Source organism: Leptolyngbya subtilissima AS-A7, assembly GCF_039962255.1.
Taxonomy (GTDB): Bacteria; Cyanobacteriota; Cyanobacteriia; order Phormidesmidales; family Phormidesmidaceae; genus Nodosilinea.
Genome location: NZ_JAMPKY010000010.1, coordinates 244,951 through 266,259 on the forward strand (window position 1 = coordinate 244,951; position 21,309 = coordinate 266,259).

The following is a 21,309-nucleotide window of genomic DNA, read 5'->3' on the forward strand; positions in this document are numbered from 1 at the left end:
CTAACGCCTCCTTTAATTCGTCTTACTCAAAAACTAACGAAAGTAATCTTCCTCCCCATCGCTCAATAGGGGGAGGGCTACAACCCCAGTAGGCATACATTAAGGGAACGGGTGGACATAGGCATGATGCAGGCTGAACCGACAATTGTGATGGATGTGGTGCTGGTGGGTGGGGGCCACACCCATGCCTTAGTGCTGCGGCAGTGGGGCATGGCTCCACTGCCGGGGGTGCGGCTGACGTTGCTGACCGATCTAGTTGATACGCCCTACTCGGGCATGTTGCCTAGCTATGTGGCTGGGCGCTATAGCTTCGACGAGGCTCACATTGACCTGCGGCCGCTGACTCGTTTTGCCCAGTGCCGCCTAGTAGTCGATCGCGCTGTGGGGCTTGACTTAGCCCAGCAGCGAGTGCTGTGTGCCAACCATCCGCCCCTGGCTTACGATGTGCTGTCTGTTGATACAGGCAGCACCCCCGCGACGTTATCAGTGCCGGGGGCAGCGGAATATGCTATTGCCGCCAAGCCAGTGCCTGCTCTGCTGCGCCAGTGGCAACAGCTAGTTGAAAATGTCGCAGCAAATCCTCAAGAACCAGTCTCCCTGGCGGTGGTAGGTGGGGGCGTTGGGGGTGTGGAGCTGGCTATCGGCATACACGAACGGCTTGTGAACCTACTAGACACCTTGGGCCAACCGGCGGCTAACCTGGCGCTGCACCTATTCCACCGGGGCGACGAACTGGCCCCCGAGCGCAATCGGTGGACGCGCCGCCGATTGGAGCGGGTGTTGCGCGATCGCGGCATTCACCTCCACCTCAGCGAAGCAGTCAAGGAAATTTGCCTGGATGAAGGCAGCGGTCAGCGGGTGGTGAGGGGCTCGTCGGGGCTGGCAGTAAAGTGCGATCGCGTTTTCTGGGTCACCAGTGCCAGTGCCCCCGCCTGGCTGCAAGAGTCTGGCCTATCCCTCACTGACGAGGGCTTTATTCAGATAGGTGATACCCTGCAAACCCTCTCCCACCCCAACGTCTTTGCCGCTGGGGATGTAGCCACTATGGCGCGTCACCCCCGCCCCAAAGCCGGGGTATTTGCCGTGCGCCAGGGACCGCCGCTAGCCCATAACCTGCGCTGCTTTGTACAGGGTCAGCTGCTCAAACCCTTTCGCCCCCAGCACCAGTTTCTCAGCCTGATCGAAACCGGCAACGGCAAAGCTATTGCCGACCGGGGTCCTTTCGCGATCGAGTCTCCCCTGGCCCACCGTTGGAAAGACCACATCGATCGCAAGTTCATGGACCGCTTCCGCAACCTACCGGTTGGGGGAATGGCTCAAGCTGCGGTTAAAGCGCCTACCGTTCCCCCCTCGCCCCCCTGTGCGGGCTGTGGCTCTAAGGTGGGCAGCACTGCCCTGGCCGAAGCCCTTCGCCGGGTGCGCCAAGACTTTCCTGAAGTCGCCAGCGAGGCCGTCTTGATTGGCCTGAATGCCCCCGATGACGCGGCTGTAGTTACCGTGCCGCCGGGGCAGGTTATGGTGCAGACCGTCGATTACTTCACCGCGCTAATAGACGACCCATTTACCTTTGCCCAGATCTGCCTCAAGCATTGCCTTGGAGATCTTTACGCTATGGGTGCCCAACCCCACACGGTACTGGCCCTAGTGCAGGTGCCCTACGCCACCCCAACCAAACAGGCTGAAATGCTCTACCAAATCTTAGCCGGCACCTTCAAAGGCCTGCTGGCCGCCAATGCCCCGCTGGTGGGCGGCCACACCGTTGTTGGGCCTCAACTGGCCCTAGGCTTTGCCTGCAACGGCATCGCCAACCCTAACGCCCTGCTGCGCAAAGGTGGCATGCAGCCCGGTGACGCCCTAATTCTCACTCAGCCCTTGGGGACCGGGACGTTGTTCGCGGCCGATATGCAGGGCAAAGCTAAGGGGAGGTGGATTGAGGATGCGATCGCCCACATGCTCACCCCCAACCAGGCTGCTGCCAATATCTTTCGCACCCACGGAGCCACTGCCTGCACCGATGTCACTGGATTTGGCCTCGCCGGACACCTGCTCGAAATGGTGCGAGCCTCGGGTGTTGCCGCTGCTCTAACCCTTGATGCTCTGCCGGTGCTGCCTGGTGCGATCGAAATGCTAAATGCGGGCCTCTTCAGCAGCCTCCACCCCCAAAACCTCCAAGCTACGGATTTTGTCGATCAAACCTGGAGCAACCACCCGCTCTATCCCCTGCTGTTCGATCCCCAAACTGCCGGGGGGCTCTTAGCAGCCGTGCCAAATGCTGCTGCCCACAGCTGCCTAGCCGAACTACACCGACAGGGCTATAAAACCGCTGCGGTGGTGGGTCGCGTGACACCCGCCGCTGATACTGCCCATGCCCTATTGCTGAACCTTGAAGAAGGGTGATTTTAGAGTGAAGCGGCACTGCCTAAGTGGTCTTAAACAATGCCGCTTCCAAAGATTTAGTCTAGAAATCTCGGGTTGACCTAGGCTTCTGCTGCCTTATAGGCCGTCCAACCACCGTGGGCCGAGATATCGGGCCAACCGTGCTCGTCGATCAGTGCTTTGGGGTAGAGAAACGCGATCGCCGTCCCCCCATCCGCCAGCTGCACCTCGTGGGGATACATGTGCGGCGGCTCATTGTCTTTCAAATAGGCGTACTGCTCTGGGGTCATCGCGTACAGCTCACCGGGGATCGAAATCCCCCCCGTCTCAACCTCGTAAATGCCTGGGTGCCAGCCATCCTTCACCGCGTGCAGCCGATAGATGGGAGCCGTTGCCGCTGCTCCAAGAAAGTCTGCATCCTGGAGGTTTTGGTTGTCGGGCTGACCGCGCAGGGCCGAGCCACAAATAAAGACCGTAACGTTTTCGGTATTGTCAGTCATGGCGAGCATTCCAGTGCCAGAGAGAGCGTAAAAAGGTTTTCAAGTTATCACCTTAGAGGATCACGCCACCCCAACACAGTTTGTTGTATACAGTCCACCACCGTTGACTAGACCAATCGGCCGTTGGGCTCTAGCAGCGCCAGCGTAAACGTCGGTGGCTCAATCACCAGCAGGGTTTCATCGCCGCGACGGGCTAGTTTCGCGGCAATGTCGAGCACCTTCGCCGCATCGGTATCTTGCTTAAAAAAGCTGTAGTAGCGATCGTTGTGGGTAAGCGCCATCAGCGGTTTAGTCACGTCGGGCACCTGCAACCGACAGGTTTGATAGGTGGTTTCGTCCGTCACTACTAGGCAGGCTTGAGGCCCGAACACTGGGCGAATCGTGTAGCCCGGCTTTCTAGCTGGGGCGGCGTAGACAGCCTGAGGCTCGTGGGCCCACACAGCGTAGCCCTGCCGAGTTTGTGTAATTGCCGCCGTATAGTCTCGCTTCCCTAGGCGGGCTACCACATTTAAAGCCTTGCGAGCCTCAGGCACAATCTTGAGAAAACTGTAGAACTGGTTGTCGACATAGATCGCTGACAGCCGATGGTCGATATCGGGCACCCGAACATGGCAGGGGGTGTACAGGTCGCGGTCAAACAGCAGCTTACAGGCCATGGCCGGGGCGGGGGCCAGAGAAACCTGATCGAGGCGAGGGGAAACGCTCATAGGGCAGTAGAAGTTGCAGTGGGTGGGGCCGTTACTGGAGATTGCCCCCAGTAACACAGTAGGTTTACTCAATAGCATGGGGGATGGTCAGTATTTTCCCAATGTTGAAATAACGGAGGTTTGTCCGATTAAAAAGAGCATCGACCGGGGAAAATACGGACGCTTTCTGCGATTTGCAACAAAATGCAACACAAAATGGCGACGGTGGCAGTGGCGCGATCGCGCGTCAGGGCAGAATACTCCACCGTTGGTAAGCCATGCCGGGCTAGGGTTTGGCAATTCCTGATATGGTGAAGGACTGAACCATTGCCCCTTCTGAGTACGTTGACCACGCCATGATGGCCACAGTAGATTCCCCAATTCCGGTTGTATTTCCCCTGGCGGCGGTTGTTGAACAGGGGGCGATCAAAATGGCCCTGCTGCTGGCGGCGGTAGACCCCAACCTGGGTGGGGTCGTGATTGCTGGGCGGCGCGGCACCGCAAAATCTGTTATGGCGCGGGCGCTGCACCAGCTGTTGCCCCCCATTGAGGTGGTCGAGGGTTCCTGCTGCAACGCTGACCCGGCTGCCCCCCAGCTGTGGGATGACCAAACCCGCGATCGCTTCGGTGACTCCAATAGTTACCCCGACCTGCCCACCCGCGTGGTGCCAGCTCCCTTTGTGCAAATTCCCCTGGGGGTGACCGAAGATCGGCTGCTGGGCTCAGTGGATGTGGCTCGCTCGATTCAGGCGGGGGAGAGCGTGTTTCAGCCGGGGCTGCTGGCCGCCTCAAACCGGGGTGTGCTGTACGTCGATGACATCAACCTGCTCGATGACCAGGTGGCCAACCTGCTGCTGGCTGCCCTCACCGCCCGCCGCAACCAGATCGAGCGCGAGGGCCTGAGCTTTCAGCACCCTTGTGAGCCCTTACTGATCGCCACCTACAACCCAGAGGCCGGGCCGCTGCGGCAGCACCTGCTCGATCGCATTGCGATCGCCCTGTCAGCCGATAGCGCTATGGCTCTCGAAGACCGGGTGGCCGCTGTCGAACAGTCAACCCAGTTCGCCAACGATCCCCAGGCGGTGATTGCTGCCTACGCCGACGAGATCGATGCCCTCAGAACCCAGATTATTCTGGCCCGCGAGTGGCTCAAAGAGGTCACCATCAGCCGAGAGCAGATCCAGTACCTGGTGACCGAGGCTCTGCGGGGTGGCATTCAGGGTCACCGGGCCGAGCTGTTTGCGGTGCGAGTAGCCAAGGCCCACGCCGCCCTAGAGGGGCGCGCTGAGGTCAACGCCGACGACCTGCGGGTAGCGGTGGAGCTGGTGATTGTGCCTCGCTCCCTGCTGCCCCAAGACATGCCCGAAGAGCCGCCGCCACCGCCGCCACCGCCGCCCTCCGATCAGGATCAAGACGAGCCCCAGGACAACACAGAAGATCAAGACAAGGACGAGGAGGAGGAGGACGATACCCCTGACGAGGATGACAGCCCCCCCAGCATTCCAGAGGAGTTTGTCTTCGACCCCGAGGGCGTCATTATTGATCCCTCCATGCTGCTGTTCGCTCAGACCATGGGCCGCCAGGGCAAATCAGGCAATGCCAACCTAATTTTTTCTGAAGAACGGGGCCGCTATATCAAACCATTCTTGCCCCAGGGGCCGGTGCGCCGCATTGCGGTAGATGCCACCCTACGGGCCGCCGCCCCCTACCAAAAGGCCCGTCGCGAGCGCGAGCCCGGTCGCCGAGTCATTGTTGAACAGGGAGATATTCGCGCCAAGCGGTTGGCCCGCAAGGCCGGTTCGCTAATTATTTTTGTGGTCGATGCCTCGGGCTCTATGGCACTGAACCGCATGCAGAGTGCTAAGGGGGCGGTGCTAGAGCTGCTAACCGAAGCCTACCAAAACCGCGACCAGGTGGCGCTAATTCCCTTTCGGGGCGAGCAGGCAGAGGTGCTGCTGCCGCCTACCCGCTCGATCGCCATGGCTCGGCGGCGGCTAGAGCGCATGCCCTGCGGCGGCGGCTCGCCGTTAGCCCATGGCCTCACCCAAGCGGTGCGGGTGGGCATCAACGCCCAGCAGTCGGGGGATGTGGGCAGCGTGGTGATTGTGGCGATTACCGATGGTCGGGGCAACGTGCCGCTTTCGCGCTCCCTGGGCGACATTCCTGAGCCCGATGCCTCTAAGCCCGACATCAAGCAGGAGCTGCTAGAGATCGCCGGGCGCATACGTGGAGTGGGCTATCAGCTGCTAATTATCGACACCGAGCGCAAGTTTGTCTCGACTGGGTTTGGTAAAGAGTTGGCTAAGACTGCCGGAGGCCGCTACTACCAACTGCCTAAAGCTACCGATCAGGCCATTGCTTCTATGGCCCGAGGGGCGATCGCAGATATGAAGACTGGGTGAACCGTTCGACTTCCGGCCTCTATTTGGCGCATCTTAAGGTCTAGACGGGCAATATGTAAGGTATGAATCTCTAGAGGTAGGTCCCCGCTCTAGAGTCAGCCTATCCCTAATGTGCACCATCGCGAGTCGCCATGGAACGTCGAGTGTCATCGCTATCCCAGGGGCAACGCCTGCTGGCCGCCATCATGATTACTGATGCGGTAGGCTTTAGCACCCGCATGTCAACCGATGAAGAATGCACTCTGCGGTTGATCGATCGCGACCTGACGCTGATCGGCGATATCTGCCGAGAGTTTGGTGGCACTGTGCTCAAATCGACCGGCGACGGTCTGCTAATCTACTTTCTCAGCGCTGTAGAAGCGGTCTCCTGCGGGTTAGAGATGCAGCGGCGGCTAGTCGATCTAGCTGAGGGCCTGGAGCCCAACCAGTATCTCGATCACCGCATTGGCGTGCACCTCGGCGATATCCTGGTCAGTGAGCAGGATGTCATGGGCAATGGGGTCAACATCACCGCCCGACTGCAAACCTTTGCCAAACCTCGCGGCCTGTGCGTGTCGCGCACTATCTACGATGTGGTCAAGGCGCGGCTCAATCTTCACGCTACCTTTCTAGGCCCCCTGCAACTCAAGAATATTGAGGAGGCAGTACCTGCCTACCAGCTGGCGCTCCACGCTGAAGACACTGAGTCTGGCCCCCAAGGATCTGAGGACCACACCTGCACCCTACCTATGACCACGGAGGCTCTGCTAGACAATGCCCTGCGCCATCTGGGCACCCACGCCCATAACCTGCGCATCAAGAAATTGGTGTTTGCTACCTATCAGCAGGCCTGGGAAAATGACCCTACGGTGCTAGATCAATTTGACCTCCGATCGCTGCTGCTGTCGCTGCGCGATCGCTACCCAACCCTGGCTGAATTTGAAGATCAGCTAAAGCGGGTAGTGGCCGGGCTCAACCGCCAAGATCTTTACAGTGAAATTGCCGGAACCATCGTCAAACAGCTCCAACCCTGGTACGGGCGATCGCTGTTTCAAAACCCTGAGGCTACCTCCGAAGTTTTCACTCAGCTCACCCCGCGTTCTCTAGAGGAGCGCTGCCAGGCCATTGCCGACCAGTTTGACCGCAGCCCTGAGGCCCTGCGACTACGCAAGCTGCTGCATTGTCTTTGTCACGGTGGCTGGGAAAATGACCCCAGCCGTCTCAGCGAAACCTATTTGCCGGGGCTAATTCAACAGACGCTTACCCTGGCCCCTAGGCCCCAAGACCTGCGCTATCGGTTGAGCCGCGTTGTCAAGTATCTCAACCGACGCCAGCAGTACACTCGCTTGGCTAACCAGATCATGGTAGGGTTCCAGCCCCTCTACCAAACCCAGCCTGAGGCCCTAGCCGAGGCCACGGCCTTAGTAGAACAAACGGTTTTGGCTGAGGCCACCGTCCTGGCTGAGCCCTCTGGACCCTCCAGTCCGATCGCCGAAGCCTATACCACCCTGTCCAGCGGCGGCTATGACCAGCCAGCAGATTTGACCACTCTCCATGGCACCCTCTCTAACCCCATAGGTGGCGGGTCTGAGCCAGGAGGCCCGAGGCGCGATCGCTCGTCCCTATTCGACCTGCGGGGCGAGATTGTTCAGTATGCCAATCCGCTGCGGGCCAAAATTTTGCTGTACTCCTGTCTCCACGGCCCCTTCGGCTACACAACCCAAGACTGGTCTAGCCTCAGCCGACGCACTCTCGACGACTTATTGCAGCAAACCTTCGAATACTGTCCCACCTACTCTGACTTAGACAGTAAGCTATCCATTATTGCCCACTGTCTCGGCCGGGTCGGCGACGGGGGGCAGGTGGCCAGCGCCATTGCTCAGGCAATGCGCGCCTACTATCCCCAAGACCCCAATGGTCTGCTAGAGTCGGCAGAGGCAGTGGCCCAAAGCCCAACCCCCCATCTTGAAGTTGTCTCTGAGACGTCTAACGCTGGCGATCGTTCCGCTGTGGCTGCCCCTGTATCCGCCCGATTTTCTGCCTAAGCCCCTTGGTCTTCGATATGAATGCCCGCGAACTGCTCGACGCCTATGCCCGCGGCGATATGGACTTTAAGGGTAAGACCCTGGTGGGCATCGACCTCGCTGGGGCTGATTTGATTGGGGCCGATATGATGCAGGCAGATCTCGAGAATGCCAACCTCATGCTGGCGTTTTTAACGCGGGTGCGCTTTCGCCAGGCTAATTTGTCGCGGGCGCGCCTGGGGGGAGCTAACCTCAACCAGGCCGATCTGTCGGCTGCCATGCTGCGCGATGCTGATCTGCACGGGGCTAGCCTACAGGGGGCCGATCTGCGCAGCGCCAATATGACCCTGGCCGATCTGCTCGATGCCAATCTCACCGGAGCTGACCTGCGCAACGCTGATCTCAGCGGCGCTAACCTCACCGGGGCCTGCCTACGTGGAGCTAATCTACGCCAAGAAAACCGCAAGTACGCCACCAATCTGCGGGGAGCTAAGTTACACCTGGCTGATTTACGGGGCACCAATCTCTCGGGGGCCGATTTGGCCTACGTTGACCTCAGCGGCGCTAATCTCAGCGAGGCGGTGCTGCGCGATGCCAACCTCAAGGGAGCTAATTTGCAGGGGGCGCTGCTGTGCAATGCCAACCTCAGCGATGTCGACCTTAGCCAAAGCTGCCTAGAGTCTGCCGATCTCACCCAGAGCCGTTTCCCCCGTAGCAACCTCAGCCAGGCTAATCTTAACCGCGTCAGCGCCAAAGGGGTCGACTTCACTGAGGCCACCATGGCCCTAGCTCAGATGGATGACTGCAACTTGGCCAGCGCTCGCTTTAGTCGGTCTGACCTATCTCGCGTGAGTCTGCGCCGTTCTATTCTCACTAAAGCTCTGCTAGTTGAAGCCTATTTGGGCCGGGCCGATCTCACCGATGCCGACCTCAGCGAAGCTATTTTAGAGCGGGCCGAAATCAGCAGCACCACCCTAGTCAATGTCATGCTAGCGGGAACTACCATGCCTGATGGCAGTATTCATGAGTGACGGGAGCGCCTCTGTTCCTGGTGAACTACGGCGCCAGTCGCTCCCATATGTATTCAATAGTCCAGTTCTTCTTCGTACTCAGTGACTTTTTTCTTTTGGGGGATGTTGAGGGGCTTGGCCTCGTAGGGTGCGCCCTCGTCTTCCTCTGTCCAAACATCTTCGGTGACGTCTTGGAAGTCGGCGTCGTAGGCCTTGTAGGTGCTCTGGTCGTCTAGGGTAGCGGCCTGGTAGCGTTCTGCAGGCTGCTGGGCCTGGAGAGGGGCTTCAACGCGCTCGGGTTCGCCCCAGTCATCGTCGCTCCAGCGCTCTTCGGTGGTAGCCGGACGGGCTTTGCTAAATTCGGCGGGTACCTGCACCCCAGAGGGCAACTGATTGGCAGTTGACACCGGCATAATGTACTCGCTGTCGTCATTGCGATCCCACGGAGCGCTGCCGATGCCTAGGCGCTCTAGCAAGCCAACGCTGAGCTGCACCATTTTTTCTTCGGCACCTTCAAAGACAATCAGGCGATCGGGGCCACTGCTGACTACTTCGTCAATGGAAAGTTCGTAGGTGCTAATCACCTGGTCGGGAATCTGAGGCAGGCCAAAGGAGGCGATCACAATGGTTTCTAGCCGTCCAGTGGTGACGTCGAACTTAAACCCACGCACTCGGCCCAGGGGTTCCCCAGTCTCGGTGATAACTTCACAGTTGACCAGCGTGCTGTAGGGGGCCACACTCATTTCGTCGTCTAGAACGGCTTCGTCATCTACCAAGATGACATCGCCAATCTGGCGGATGTTGGTAAGAGCCATGACCTGCTGGGTGCTTGATACCAGCCCAGACATAATATTTTCGCGCAGGCCAATGGCCACGACTTCTCGCTGGTCTACATCGACCCAAACCTGGCTGACAATTCCCAGTCGCTGGCCTGAGTTGCGGGTAATTACCTGGGTACCCAAGAAGTCGGAGCGAAGACGATATTTGTCTAAGGTCATGTTTAATCCATCTCGTGGACCGAGACAACAGAGCGCTGGTACAAGCCAGGCCGGTGGCAGACCGCGTTACCGGGGTAAAACGATTCCTTAACCTGAATAGCTATCTTAACCAGAATCGTCTAATTCTACAGGAGGGAAGACCGAACTACCAGACGGATTCGGTTGGTCTACTAGCTTGATTTGCTCTGTAAATCTAAGGTTTAGGGGAACGGAGAAATGTTTAAACCTGACATGCTTTTTGCTACATATTGTGTCTATCTTGATTAAGACTATAGCGTTGCACTTTGGGTCTCCAGATCGATGCCGAGTACTTGGGTGTAGGCTCCACGGGCCTGGGTGACGCCGATGGTACGCTGGGCGGCTTCAATCATTGGACGACGCAGGCTGACCACAATAAATTGGGCCTGCTCGGTCTGGTGTTTAATCATGCGCGACAGTCGCTCCACGTTGGCCCCGTCGAGGAACATGTCAACCTCATCGAAGGCGTAGAAGGGAGAGGGGCGATAGCGCTGGAGGGCAAAGATAAAGCTGAGCGCCGTAAGGGATTTTTCGCCCCCGGACATGGAGGCTAGGCGGCGCACAGGCTTGCCCTTGGGGTGGGCGACTAGGTTGAGGCCGCCGTTGAACGGGTCTTCGGGGTCTTCGAGCTGGAGGTGGCCGTCGCCATCGGAGAGTTCGGCAAAAATTGACTGGAAGTTGAGGTTGACGGCGTCGTATGCTTCGGTAAAGGCTTGGCGGCGCAGGGTGGTAAAGGTCTCGATGCGCAGCAGCAACTCGGTGCGCTCTTCTTCAAGAGTAGTGAGCTTGTGAGTCAGCTCAGTGAGACGCTCTTCGGTACGGTTGTATTCTTCAAGGGCCAGCATGTTGACTGGTTCCATAGCCTCCATGCGACGTTGGAGCGATCGCAGCTCTTTCCGCAACTCCTCCAAATCTGTCTCGGCGGGAATTTCGGGCAGTGGGTGGGGTAGCTCGGCCGCTTGGGTTGACAACAATTCCTGGGCCTCGGCCAACTGCTGACGGCGCTCCTGCTGGGTTTCGAGCAGCTTTTGCCGCTCCCACTCCTGCTGCTGGGTCTGGGTACGCTGGGTGCGCAGACGGCTCTCTAGCTCGTCGCGAACGGCTTTTTCAGCGGCTAGGGTTTGGTCAAGGGCGGCCATCTGCTGACGCAGCTGGGCGATTTCACCATTCAGCCTGCCCTGCTGTTGCTGGAGCTGGGTGAGCTGCTGGTCGCGCTCAGTCTGCTGCTGGGCTTGGGTGGTGAGGGTCTGCTGGGCTTGGGTAAGGGCTAGCTCAAGCTGCTGGCGCTGGTTGTGCAGATCTTGCAGGTGGCGCTCGGCATCTTGGAGGGCCTGCTGGCGATCGCTCAACTGACTTTCCAGCTGTCCCACCGCTGCCTGGGCAGTTTGCCACTCGCTGTGGGCTTGGGACTGCTCTAGCTCGCTAAGAGCCTGCTGTAGACGGGCGATTTCAGCTTCCTGGGCGGGCAAAGATTCTGCGAGTTCTTGCAGGCGCTCCTGGGTGCTGGTCAATTCTTGCTGGTGCTGACTGAGCTGGGTTTCGAGCTGGGCTTCCTGCTGGGCCTGCTGCTGCTGCTGGGTCTGTTGCTGCTCGTTCGCTAGCTGGAGTTCGCGGTACTGCTGGCGCTGGGCAATTAAGTTTTGGGTGAGAGTTTGTAGAGTTTCGGAGGTGGTCTTGAGGTCGCGATCGCAGCGCTCTAGCATCACCTCAATATCGCCTAGACGCTGGCGCAGGGCCTGGGCTTCTGACGATTCTGCCGGTTCTACGGTGCCAAAGTGCAGACCGCCGGAACGCGACGACACGTTTCCCCCGGTCATCGCTCCGCTGGTTTCGAGAATTTCCCCTTCCAATGTGACGATGCGGTAGTCACCGAGGTACTGCCGGGCTGAGGTGAGGCTGTCGAACACCACAGTGCTGCCAAAGGTGTAGCCAAAAATATCGCGGTAGCGGGGATCGCAATCGATCAGGTTGACGGCGTAGTCGAGTAATCCGTCGGGGCGCTTCCAGTCGGGCACGGGGGTAAACCGGGGGGCGCGAATTTTGTTCAGGGGCAAAAAAGTAGCCCGCCCGGCCCGGCGCTGCTTGAGAAACTCAATGCCTTTAGCGGCTACCTGGTCGTTCTCGACCACTAGGTAGCCGAGGCGCGCTCCGGCAGCAATTTCTAGCGCGAGTTGATATTTGGGGTCTACTTTGCCCAGTTGAGCTACTAAGCCGCTGATACCCACTAGGCCGCTGTCGAGCAGCAGCTTGGTGGCGTGGGTACCCTGGCTCTCTTGCAGAGCCTGAGTTTGGGCTTCGAGCTTATCGAGTTCGCGCTGCTTATCGCGCTGTTCTTTGAGCAAGCGGGTTTGGGTGTCGCGCTGGACAGAGAGTTCTGCCTCGGCAGCGGCAATCTTGGCGGCGATCGCCTGAATTTCTTTTTCCGCTGTCGCTAAACGTTGGGCGAACCCAGTATCGGCTTCCGAGGCAGCTGGCGCAGATCCCAAGGCGCGGCGCTGCTCGCTTAACGTCTCGATCTGCTGTTCGAGCTGGCGTAGGCGCTCTTGCAGGCGAATCTGCTCGGCCCGCTGGGGTTCGACATCGCCCCGTAACGTTTCGATCGCCTGGCGCAGCTGGGTCTGCTGCTGAATGCTGGCTTGGGACTCAGAGGCGATCGCCAATGTTGCCTGGCGGCGTTCTTCTAGGGCCTGCTGCACCTGGTTCTTGGTCTCGGTAAGGGCGACTAGCTCTCCCGTGGTTAGAGAGGCAATGGATTGCCGCACCTGCTCCAAATCGCGCTGCTGCTGCAGTTGGACGATCTCGGTGTCGCGACGCAGGGCAGCTCCCTGGTTGGTAGCGTTGCGGTTCTCCTGTTCCTGGCGCTGAAGCTGGCGCAGCTCAGCTTCATGGGTGGCCACTTGGGATTGCAGGGCCAGGTGCTCGTCTTCGCCCATAGCTCGAATGCGGGCATTGAGGGTAGCGAGTTCGGCTTCGAGAGCGGCGATCGCCCCCTGCCCCTGGGCGATCGCCTCGGCTAGCTGAGTCGACTTGACCTCGCCCTGCTCTAGGGTTTGGTGCAGGGCGGCGATCGCCCGCTGCTGGCTTTGCCACAGCAGCACGGCCTCCCACTGACTTTTGGTCTGAAAGGTTTCCTTGAGCCGCTGGTACTTCTCGGCCTTTTGTCGGTCTTGGGCCAAGCGCTCAAGCTGGGTTTGCAGCTCGCGCTCGACAATGCGAAAGCGATCTTCGTGGTCGCGCACGGCCTCCAGCTTGCCCCGAGCCTGGTCAATTTTGCGATCGAAGGCGGCGACCCCAGCTAACTCGTCGATAATTTCCCGGCGCTCGCGGGAGTTCATCGAAATAATGCTGGTGACATCCCCCTGCAGCACCACGTTGTAGCCTTCGGGATAGACATGGAACCGCTGCAGCTGCTCGTGGAGCTGGTTGAGGGTGCAGGGCTCGCCGTTGATGTAGTAATTAGAGGTGTAGGTGCCTTGGCTGGTCACCCGCAGCCGCCGGGTGATGCTCCACTCGCGGCCCGTGGGTAACGTGACCACATTGGCGGCGTCTGACTCGGAAATTTCGAGGGTGGGAGAGTTGCCGTTGCGGCTATTGGTGCTGGCGTTACCGTTGCCGTTGCGATGGCCGTTGAGGTTATTCCCATGGGACTCAGTGCCCTCGTCGCTATCGATCATCAAGTCGGCAGCCACATCACTGAGGTCAAAGGTCACGGTGACGCTGGCTTCGGAGGTCGCGCGACGGCTCATCTGGTTTTGGTTCACCAGGTCGGGCAGGCGATCGGCCCGCATGCCCTTAGAGCTGGCCAACCCCAAACCAAACAGCAACGCGTCTAAAATATTCGATTTACCTGAGCCGTTAGGCCCAGATATGACAGTAAACCCAGGCAACAATGGAACCTGGGTCGTACCCCCGAACGATTTGAAGTGGGACAGCTCAACACGCTTGATGTGCACTGGCCAGCGTTACCTCAAGATTGAAACAAGTGTACTACAGGGCAGAGATTTTGGCTATCTAACCTAGACAGCTAGGATCCACACCTATTAGCTAGGCTGATGCCGCCTAAGTTTAGTGCAAAGAAAAGGATTTGTACGCTAGATAGTGAAGAAGGCATTCACATTCTGGGCAAGCCGCCTCGAGCTTCTTGGGTTTGCAGCTAGAACTGCACCTTCCCAAGAAAACTAATCCAGGATGGCACAATGAAGGGGAAAATCTACCCCCAGCCCCCGTGAGCCAGACCACTCCCCCCCCTCTGTCCCAGCCGATGATTTTAGGCTTTGACCCCGGACGGCAAAAATGTGGCTTGGCCGTCATGGGGCTAGACCGATTACTGTGCTATCAGCAGGTGGTTGCCGCCGATGCGGTGATCGATGAGATTGCTGCCCTGCGCCAGCGATTTCCAATTTCAACCATTGTGCTGGGTGACCAAACCGCCTCGGGGAACTGGAAAGATACCCTCAGCCAGCTACCTGACCCGCCTCGGATCATGCTGGTGGATGAACGATATACCACGTTAGAGGCGCGCGATCGCTACTGGCAGATGTATCCCCCATCGGGGCTAGCAGGGATAATTCCCCAATCGCTGCGCAAAATTTCTCGTCCCATAGACGACATCGTGGCCATTTTGCTGATCGAGCGCTATCTAAACCGCTTGACAGGCGAGTAGGGCATGATCTGTCCTTTTGCCTAGAGCTTTGCCCGAATGGTGAACGAGTAGTCACCGCCGGGTTCGAGCTGGTAGTCGAAGCGTTCTAGAAAGCGGCTGAGGGGTTCGCAGATCAGGGCACGCCCCAGGGATGGCTCTACTCGAAGGTTGCCCTGGCGAAAGCGCCACTGAAATTGCCATTCGTAGGTGCTGGCCCGCACTTCGCCTTCGATGCGGCCCTGGCTCCACGACTGGTGGGTAATGCGAACGTAGGCAGTGGTTTCAGAGGGGCGACGGGTCACGGCGGCAAAAGCAAAGCGATAACAAAACAATCGTGATCGAGGTTAAGGGCTAGGCAACACCCCCACAGGTAAGATAACCGTAGCGTAGGCTGTGGTCTACCCCGATACTGTGGGCAACGATACGGCTCAGCACCCCGCGATCGAGCAATTCGGTCACGGGCTGTTTTACCCTAGACGAAAAAACGGTAGCCTAGGGAGAAGCTAAATTGTGATCCCCAGCGTGTTCGGCATCTTAGCGGGTGTAGGGCACGTTTTGTTTACCTGATTTCCCCGATTGTAAGGTTGGACCCTGCCTGTGCCCAAGGTTGGCATTATCTACAACGACGTTAAGCCTGTGGCCTGCCAGGTCGCTCTCGAATGGGAGGAAAAACTGACTCGTCGAGGCTACACCGTCAGCCTGGCCACCGGCATGGGCGGCATTTTAGGCTATTCTCATCCTGAGCGCCCCGTCTGCCATACTCCCCTTGACAGTCTGGTGCCGCCGAATTTCGATGCCGATATGAGTTTCGCGGTGGTGCTGGGGGGCGATGGCACGGTGCTGTCGGCCTGTCGGCAACTGGCCCCGATTGGGGTGCCTCTGCTGACGATAAATACAGGCCACATGGGCTTTTTGACTGAGGCTTATCTGAACCAGTTGCCCCAAGCCATCGATCAGGTACTGGCGGGCGACTACGAAGTCGAAGAGCGGGGCATGCTAGCGGTGCGCCTTTTCCACGAGTCTAGCCTCGTATGGGAAGCTCTCTGTCTAAACGAGATGGTGCTGCACCGTGAGCCCCTGACCAGCATGTGTCATTTTGAAGTGGCGATCGGCTCTCACTCCCCAGTTGATATTGCGGCTGACGGCATTATTGTGTCGACGCCTACAGGGTCTACAGCCTATTCGCTCTCGGCGGGTGGGCCGGTGATCACCCCTGGGGTGTCCGTTACTCAGCTTATTCCTATTTGCCCGCACTCGTTGGCGTCCCGAGGGCTGGTATTTCCTGACCACGAGCAGGTGGTGATTCGCTCAGCTAACCCCGACCCTCTGGTGCTGATTGTGGACGGTAACGCGGGCTGCTACGTCATGACTAAAGACGAGGTGAGCACCTGCCGCGCCCCTTACCCAGCGCGGTTCATTCGGCTAAAACCGCCGGAATTTTTTACCGTGCTGCGCGAAAAACTGGGCTGGGGACTGCCTCATATCGCTAAGCCAACGTCGGTAGAGCTTCCCTGAGGGGTAGGCAGGTGGATGGGTGGGTGGGTAAGGGACAGATCCCTGTGTCTTACCAGCGTTCTGTCAATGGGTAGACGGACGACTTGGGGTAAATCGGTGGGAATACTGGTCTGAGCCCTACACTTCCCTGTTGCCATGGATTGGCCCACCATTACTGTAATCATTCCTACCTATCAGCGGGAGGCGGTGCTGTGTGAGACGCTGCGCAGCGTGCTGGCTCAAGATTACCCGGCCTACGAAGTGGTAGTGGTAGACCAAACTCAAACCCACCAGCCGGAGACCCAGCAGCAGCTTCAGGCTTGGCAGAATGCGGGGGACATTACTTGGTACTCAGTGCCCTGGGCGAGTCTACCGGCGGCGCGAAATTGGGGCATAGATCGATCGCATTCCGATCTCGTCCTCTTCATCGACGATGATGTGGTGCTGCCTCCGGGCTACCTCTACGCCCACGCCCGCACTTTTCTGGAGCGGCCTGAGGTCGGGGCGGTGGCGGGGCGTGTGTTTGACCGCATGAAGCTCGCAGAGCAGACGGATCTGGAAATTGACTATCTGCCTCCCCAGGCGATGGATCCAGGAATTGCCTGGTACCACATCGACCTGGTGCACACCACGCAGCCCCAGCGGGTGCTGACAGCGCGGGGGTGCAACATGTCGTTTCGGCGAGAATTGTTCGACAAGCACGGCTTGCGCTTTGACGAGCGCTTCTACGGCAGTGCCGTGCGCGAGGAGTCTGACTTTTGCCTCCACATTCGCGCCACCGGCTACATCATTTGGTACAACCCGGAGGCGCACCTAGTGCATTTGGGAGAAGAGACAGGGGGCTGTCACGACATTACGACGCGATCGCTCAGCTACCAGATGAACTTTTACCACAACCATTTTCTGCTGGCGCTGAAAAATCTTACCCTGGGGCAAAACCTGCGTCTCTACGGTCGCCTGTTCGACTGCCACGTGTTAGGGCACCCCCCTTGCAATAAGAGCGGCCATCCGCTGAAGATTCTAAGCCGAGGGTTGTTCTTTGGGTTGGGCTGGTTCTATACGGTTTACACACTGGCCACTACTGTGGGCAAGCACGGGCGACTTCATGCCGATATGGAGTAGATCCACCCCAAGGTTAAGAATCTCAGGATTGAGAATCTACCTGTTGTGGCAACGCCCATAATTTTAGAACCGTCCCCCAAGGCAGAGTATGGCTGACGATCGAGACCCCATTATTCGATTACAGCTAAACCTGTCGCCCGATCAGCCGGGACTGCTAGAAGGGCTAGACACTTGGCTGCGGCTAGGGCTAATCACTGACCAGCAGGTGCGTGACCTGGGGCAGGCTAGCCTTAGCTGTAACTGGCTGCCGGAGACCGCTACCACAGCCGACCCAAAATTAGACACGGCTGATGCGGTCAACCCTTTCCTAGAATCTGAAGCCGCCTGGGCGGCGGGGGAGATGCCGGCCCCAGAGGTTGTCCCTGCTGGAGAAGCTCCCATTAGGGATTTTGTCCCTGCTGAGCCCGCTAGTCGCCCTCGTCAACCGCGATCGCCCTGGCTTCGCCCCCGCCAATCTACCCCTCGACAGGCCCAGGGCCCATCCCCTACAAACCTCTGGCTTGGCCGCTTGATGAGCGAACTGAGCGTGGTGTGGCTGCTGGGGCTAGGGGTGTTTTTAGTCGTGCTGTCGTCGGCGGTGCTGGCGGCGACCCAATGGGCCAGGTTTAACGCAGTGGGGCAATACCTGGTGCTACTGGCCTATACCCTGGTGTTTTGGGCGGCGGGACTGTGGTGTCACCGCCGCCCGAATTTGCAGCTGACGGCTAAAACCCTGCAAATGATTACCCTGCTGCTGGTGCCGCTGAATTTTTGGGCGTTGGATGGACTGGGGGTGTGGCGTGGGGGCGGAGTGCTGGTGGGGGCGATCGCCGCCATTCTGCTGACCTTAACGGCTTTGCAGGTACTGCGCCAGCAGCAAAGCACTCCCCTAGAGCAGGCCAATGCTTTGGGATTGGCTTACCTACACACCGGCTGGGGCTTAAGCAGTGGGTGGGGCGGGGTGCCGTTGCTAGCGGTCTATACCGGGGTTTTAGGTACTGCTGCGGCCATGGTCTATGGTCAGCAACAGCAGGGCAGAGCGCCCGGGCTGCGCTGGTCTACGGTAGCTATCACAGCGGCCTTGGGGCTATTGCTAGCGAGGGGTCTAGGTGTCCTAGACGCTGAACAGCTGGGGCAACTGGGCTTGGCCTTTGGACTGTATGGCGCGACCTGGGTATGGCTGGGGCAGCGGCGACTGGTGCCTCAGCCCCAGCGCGAAGCCAGTCTAGAGGTATCACCTGGGGCTGAGTCTTCTGCCGATCGCACCTCCCGTTGGGGCATTGCTGCAGGGCGCGGACTGTTGTGGTGGGGCTGGCTGCTAGCGATTATAGACTGGCTCATTCAAGCGTTTGGGATCGGTCTGCTCGGGCTGGCGCTGCGTATTCAGGCGTTAGGCAAGCTGGGCAAGCGGCGAGATCTGCTGATTGCCTATACGATCGCCGTACAGCTCGGCTTCGTCGGCTGGGAGATGCTGCCCCTGTCGTTGCGGCAGTCCATGCTCGCCCCCCTGGCTAGGTTGGATGAATTTGCGGCTGGTACCTGGCCACTGCTGGGGATTTCGCTATTTCCCTACGTGGTGGGGATGGTGGCTTTGGCCGACTGGTATCGGCAGCGAGACAAGCTGAAGCTAGGCCAATTTAGCGACGGCATTGCCCTGTCCAGCAATTTTGTACTGACGCTGATCAGCTTGGCCAGCGGCCCGGTGCTGGTGGTGAATTTGATCGCTTCTACGATCACAACGCTGGTGGTAACGCTACGGCGATCTTCCCTAGCCCAGTGGCGCATTGTCGTCACCTACGGCTTGGCCTTGGGGAGCATTGTGGCAGCCATTGGCGATCGCTGGCCAAATCTGCCTTTGAGTTACTGGGTTGTGGTCATAGTGGCCCTGGCAACGGTGGCACTGGTGCTGAGCAAGGCTCTGCGCGCCCTCTGGGGTAGCACGGCCTGGCTTTACGGGATTGGCCTATCTGCTCTAAGCTACGCGCTGCTCTGGGCAGACCTGATCGATAGCGGCTGGCAGGTCAGCTCGAGCTGGGTGGGGGTGGTGATACCGCTGGTGCTGCTGCTGATCGGTCGCTACCGCGCCAGCGTGGTGACCACAGGTATTGCGCTGCCCTTGACCCTGGGGCTGCCGTGGACTCGGCTAGTGGGTCTGAGCTCGGCAACGGTTCTAACGGGGGTAAACAGCACGTTCTATCGGCGGCCGGGGGTGGCGTTTGTGGCGGTGGGCTTTGCCCTGGGCTGGGTCTATAGCAGCCTGGCAGACTGGGTTACGGGCTTTCCCCGCCATTTGGCCGACTGGGGGCTGGTGACGGTAGGACTGATGGCAGCGCTGTGGGTCGCCTGGCGATTGCTGCCCGCGCCCCAGGATACTGAAATGCCTTCGCTACGTGGGCTGTATCGGGTGGCCTGCGATCGCTGGGGTCACAGCCTGGCCATTGGCTTACTGACCCTTTCAACCATTGCCGTCTCTCTCTACTACCTCGACTGGCGAGAACCTCGCCCCTTGATCGTTGCTGTCCTAGCTGCATTCTTGATGACTCTGGTCCTCCGCTTTTGGGGAACCTTACGGCCTCTCACTATTTACCTGGCAGGCTGGGGGATAGAACTGCTGGTAGCTGGGATCGCAGTAGAGCGCTATCCTGCGGTGGTTTCTTTGGCAGTGCCAACTCTGGGACTGGGGGCGATCGCCCTAGTCCTGGCCGCAGTTGTGGGACGTTCTCGCCCGGCCTTGGCTCCTGCCCTACAAAACCTGACGCTGCTCTATGCCGGCCTAGCCTTAGCTTTACGCGCCTATACGGCCACGGCTTGGACAGGCTGGCTAGTCGTAGTCGCGGCCCTGCTAGTGCTAGAAGTGGGGCGACGTTCCCAAACGGCCCTGGCTCGCTGGCTAGCCTTGGGGCTGCTGTCAGTGGGGTGGTATGAGCTGGTGATCTACCAGATGTTGCAGGGCTCTGGCGGCGAAGCGGCAGATGCTCTGCTGGTGCTGGCAGGAGTTGCCGCATTGATCATGATCTTGTACCGCCTGGCTGCAGGGCAGCTCGATCGCACCCTGGGTCTGCCCCAGGTGGAACTAGTCTGGGCAGCCCACCTGCACTGGTTCATTGGTAGTTTGCTCATGCTGGGGTGCGGCATTGGCCTTGGGTTTGCCGAGGCGACTTTAGGGTGGTTGGGGTTGGCGATCGCTACCGCCCTAGTGCTCTACGCCCTCAGCCAGGGCCGGTTGGGTGCCTCTGGTGAAGTACAGCATGCCTGGGTCTACGCTGGCCTGGTCGAGCTGGTGGGCTGGTTTGCCCTGGGGCGATCGCTGTTCCCATTTTTGGCATTTCTCGACAACTGGTGGGGCGTGGTGGCCTGTGTCGTGGCGGTGCCGGTGTACTGGCTACCCTGGGCCACCTGGGGCTGGCCTCAGCGCCCCTGGCGAGTAATGGCGGTTGGGGTACCCCTGGCCATCACGCTACTCACGGGCGGCGTTGACCACATCCCAACGCTCTGGGTGCTGGTAGGGTTCTACGGCTGGCTGGCCTGGCACAGCGGCAAAATTCGCGTTTCTTATCTATCCGTAGTTTGTGCCGCTTGGGCGATCTGGATTTGGCTAGAAAGGGCAGCGATTCGCGATGGCCTGGCCTGGTTGCTGCCCCTGGGGCTATTGCTGCTCTACGTTGCTCAGCTAGACCCGGCGTTGCAGCGGCCCGAGGGCAAAGAACAGCGGCATTGGCTTCGGATGATAGCCTTGGCGCTCATCTTATTCACCGCCCTAATTACGGAGCGATGGACCGGACTGCCAACTGGGGCTATGGCCCTGGGGGCGATCGCCGCCGGGCTCCTGCTGCGCATTCGCGCTCTGCTCTACGTGGGCACCGTTGTTTTTGTCCTCAACGCCCTCAATCAGCTGGTAGTGCTCAACGCGGCCTTTCCCTTCATTAAGTGGGTGGCCGGCATTTTAGTCGGCATCGCCCTGATCTGGATTGCCGCCGATGTAGAGCGTCGCCGCGGTCAGTGGCTGCAGCTTACCCAAAACTGGGGGCAAGACTTGGATGCCTGGCAGTAGTGGAGGGGACAAGTTTTGAGTTAACCGA

General features: G+C 59.1%; 13 protein-coding genes. 8 read left to right on the forward strand and 5 right to left on the reverse strand.

Translation table 11 applies throughout. The annotated features are described in order from the left end of the window. The first annotated feature begins 123 nt into the window (after positions 1-123). Positions 124-2,397, forward strand: a complete 2,274-nt coding sequence (selD, locus tag NC979_RS20990) for a selenide, water dikinase SelD (protein ID WP_190521354.1) — start codon at positions 124-126, stop codon at positions 2,395-2,397. Positions 2,398-2,477: 80 nt separating this feature from the next. Here the strand turns inward: selD and NC979_RS20995 are convergent, their stop codons facing one another. Together NC979_RS20995 and NC979_RS21000 are read right to left on the reverse strand one after the other, a co-directional pair. Continuing rightward, on the reverse strand, positions 2,478-2,876 hold the full coding sequence (locus tag NC979_RS20995; RefSeq protein ID WP_190521356.1) for an allophanate hydrolase-related protein: 399 nt from the start codon (positions 2,874-2,876) through the stop codon (positions 2,478-2,480). A gap of 107 nt (positions 2,877-2,983) precedes the next feature. Continuing rightward, on the reverse strand, positions 2,984-3,583 hold the full coding sequence (locus tag NC979_RS21000; RefSeq protein ID WP_190521358.1) for a hypothetical protein: 600 nt from the start codon (positions 3,581-3,583) through the stop codon (positions 2,984-2,986). Between the two features lie 338 nt (positions 3,584-3,921). On the opposite strand from NC979_RS21000, the gene bchD reads away from it, so the two are divergent. The 3 genes from bchD to NC979_RS21015 all read left to right on the forward strand — a co-directional run bounded on the left by bchD (position 3,922) and on the right by NC979_RS21015 (position 8,998). After that, the gene (bchD, locus tag NC979_RS21005; RefSeq protein ID WP_431191100.1) at positions 3,922-5,964 is read left to right on the forward strand and encodes a magnesium chelatase ATPase subunit D; all 2,043 of its coding nucleotides are present in this window, start codon (positions 3,922-3,924) and stop codon (positions 5,962-5,964) included. A 131-nt stretch (positions 5,965-6,095) separates the two neighbouring features. After that, entirely contained in the window at positions 6,096-7,988 is a 1,893-nt protein-coding gene (locus NC979_RS21010) for an adenylate/guanylate cyclase domain-containing protein (RefSeq protein WP_190521363.1), read from the forward strand. A 17-nt stretch (positions 7,989-8,005) separates the two neighbouring features. Beyond that, entirely contained in the window at positions 8,006-8,998 is a 993-nt protein-coding gene (locus NC979_RS21015; RefSeq protein WP_190521366.1) for a pentapeptide repeat-containing protein, read from the forward strand. 53 nt (positions 8,999-9,051) lie between these two features. Here the strand turns inward: NC979_RS21015 and NC979_RS21020 are convergent, their stop codons facing one another. Both NC979_RS21020 and smc read right to left on the reverse strand, forming a co-directional pair. Beyond that, positions 9,052-9,975: a PRC-barrel domain-containing protein gene (locus NC979_RS21020; protein ID WP_190521368.1), complete on the reverse strand. Its 924-nt coding sequence runs from the start codon at positions 9,973-9,975 to the stop codon at positions 9,052-9,054. 269 nt (positions 9,976-10,244) lie between these two features. Next, complete coding sequence (gene smc, locus NC979_RS21025; RefSeq protein ID WP_190521370.1) at positions 10,245-13,946, reverse strand: chromosome segregation protein SMC; 3,702 nt, start codon at positions 13,944-13,946, stop codon at positions 10,245-10,247. 272 nt (positions 13,947-14,218) lie between these two features. Between smc and NC979_RS21030 the strand changes: the two genes are divergently transcribed. Next, positions 14,219-14,656: a RuvC family protein gene (locus NC979_RS21030; RefSeq protein ID WP_431191101.1), complete on the forward strand. Its 438-nt coding sequence runs from the start codon at positions 14,219-14,221 to the stop codon at positions 14,654-14,656. A gap of 20 nt (positions 14,657-14,676) precedes the next feature. Here the strand turns inward: NC979_RS21030 and NC979_RS21035 are convergent, their stop codons facing one another. After that, the gene (locus NC979_RS21035; RefSeq protein WP_190521372.1) at positions 14,677-14,937 is read right to left on the reverse strand and encodes a DUF3146 family protein; all 261 of its coding nucleotides are present in this window, start codon (positions 14,935-14,937) and stop codon (positions 14,677-14,679) included. Between the two features lie 295 nt (positions 14,938-15,232). On the opposite strand from NC979_RS21035, the gene NC979_RS21040 reads away from it, so the two are divergent. The 3 genes from NC979_RS21040 (at position 15,233) to NC979_RS21050 (ending at position 21,281) form a co-directional block, all read left to right on the forward strand. Beyond that, positions 15,233-16,150 carry an NAD(+) kinase gene (locus tag NC979_RS21040; protein WP_190521375.1) on the forward strand — a complete coding sequence of 306 codons (918 nt, stop codon included), beginning with the start codon at positions 15,233-15,235 and terminating at the stop codon, positions 16,148-16,150. 135 nt (positions 16,151-16,285) lie between these two features. Continuing rightward, on the forward strand, positions 16,286-17,251 hold the full coding sequence (hpsN, locus tag NC979_RS21045; protein ID WP_190521377.1) for a hormogonium polysaccharide biosynthesis glycosyltransferase HpsN: 966 nt from the start codon (positions 16,286-16,288) through the stop codon (positions 17,249-17,251). Between the two features lie 88 nt (positions 17,252-17,339). After that, positions 17,340-21,281: a hypothetical protein gene (locus NC979_RS21050; protein ID WP_190521379.1), complete on the forward strand. Its 3,942-nt coding sequence runs from the start codon at positions 17,340-17,342 to the stop codon at positions 21,279-21,281. Positions 21,282-21,309: the final 28 nt, after the last annotated feature.